The sequence below is a fragment of the Aliidiomarina quisquiliarum genome, assembly GCF_023922585.1.
Classification (GTDB): Bacteria; Pseudomonadota; Gammaproteobacteria; order Enterobacterales; family Alteromonadaceae; genus Aliidiomarina; species Aliidiomarina quisquiliarum.
The window spans coordinates 1-2,029 of record NZ_JAMFTN010000002.1; the positions used below are offsets into that span (position 1 = coordinate 1).

Here is a 2,029-nt window from a genome sequence, read left to right on the forward strand (position 1 = left end):
ACACTTTTGGTGTTGTATGGTTAAGTGAATAAGCGTACACGGTGGATGCCTTGGCAGTTGGAGGCGATGAAGGACGTAATAACTTGCGATAAGCCTAGTTAAGCCAGTAATAGGCGCTTGAGACTAGGATTTCCGAATGGGGCAACCCAGTGCATTTATGCACTATCGTTAGGTGAATACATAGCCTAACGAGGCGAACGAGGGGAACTGAAACATCTAAGTACCCTTAGGAAAAGAAATCAAATGAGATTCCGTCAGTAGCGGCGAGCGAACGCGGATTAGCCCTTAAGCTTTATAAGATGCAGTGGAATACTCTGGAAAGTGTAGCGATAGAGGGTGATAGCCCCGTACACGAAGTGTCTTATGGAGTGAAAACGAGTAGGACGGGACACGCGAAATCCTGTTTGAATATGGGGGGACCATCCTCCAAGGCTAAATACTCCCAACTGACCGATAGTGAACCAGTACCGTGAGGGAAAGGCGAAAAGAACCCCNCGTCACTCAAGTATCTTGAGTGACACGGTTCGCGGCGCGTAAGCGACGCAAACACATTCAAAGGCCAAGCAGGGTATTTGAGTGACGGGGTGACTGCGTACCTTTTGTATAATGGGTCAGCGACTTATATTTTGTAGCAAGGTTAACCGAGTAGGGTAGCCGTAGGGAAACCGAGTCTTAACTGGGCGAATAGTTGCAAGGTATAGACCCGAAACNTTCGAGGGTGACTGCGTACCTTTTGTATAATGGGTCAGCGACTTATATTTTGTAGCAAGGTTAACCGAGTAGGGTAGCCGTAGGGAAACCGAGTCTTAACTGGGCGAATAGTTGCAAGGTATAGACCCGAAACCGGGCGATCTAGCCATGGGCAGGTTGAAGGTTGAGTAACATCAACTGGAGGACCGAACTCACTAATGTTGAAAAATTAGGAGATGACCTGTGGCTCGGAGTGAAAGGCTAATCAAGCCCGGAGATAGCTGGTTCTCCCCGAAATCTATTTAGGTAGAGCCTCGGACGAATACCACTGGGGGTAGAGCACTGTTTCGGCTAGGGGGTCATCCCGACTTACCAACCCGATGCAAACTCCGAATACCAGTGAGTACTATCCGGGAGACACACAGCGGGTGCTAACGTCCGTTGTGGAGAGGGAAACAACCCAGACCGCCAGCTAAGGTCCCCAAGTACTAGTTCAGTGGGAAACGATGTGGGAAGGCATAGACAGCTAGGATGTTGGCTTAGAAGCAGCCATCATTTAAAGAAAGCGTAATAGCTCACTAGTCGAGTCGGCCTGCGCGGAAGATGTAACGGGGCTAAACTAGTCACCGAAGCTGCGGCAACAAATTTATTTGTTGGGTAGGGGAGCGTTGTGTAAGCCGTTGAAGGTGTGTTGAGAAGCATGCTGGAGGTATCACAAGTGCGAATGCTGACATGAGTAACGATAATGGGGGTGAAAAACCCCCACGCCGGAAGACCAAGGGTTCCTATCCCATGTTAATCAGGGTAGGGTAAGTCGGCCCCTAAGACGAGGCAGAAATGCGTAGTCGATGGGAAACGGGTTAATATTCCCGTACTGCTGCATACTGCGATGGGGTGACGGAGAAGGCTAGGTAGGCGCGGCGTTGGTTGTCCGCGTGAAAGTGAGTAGGCTGGGGAGCTAGGCAAATCCGGCTCCCTGTTAAGGCCGAGACACGAGACGAGGCTCTACGGAGTCGAAGCTATTGATGCCATGCTTCCAGGAAAATCCTCTAAGCTTCAGGTATGTAGAACCGTACCCCAAACCGACACAGGTGGTCAGGTAGAGAATACTAAGGCGCTTGAGAGAACTCGGGTGAAGGAACTAGGCAAAATAGTACCGTAACTTCGGGAGAAGGTACGCCCTTTTTGGTGATTGACCTTGCGTCATGAGCTGAAGAGGGTCGCAGTGACCAGGTGGCTGGGACTGTTTATTAAAAACACAGCACTCTGCTAACTCGAAAGAGGACGTATAGGGTGTGACACCTGCCCGGTGCCGGAAGGTTAATTGATGGGGTTAGCG

1 rRNA gene is annotated in these 2,029 nt (G+C 50.3%); it reads left to right on the forward strand.

The features are described from left to right. Positions 1-18: 18 nt before the first annotated feature. Positions 19-2,029 (forward strand): 23S ribosomal RNA (locus tag M1L23_RS00035); the annotation flags it as partial.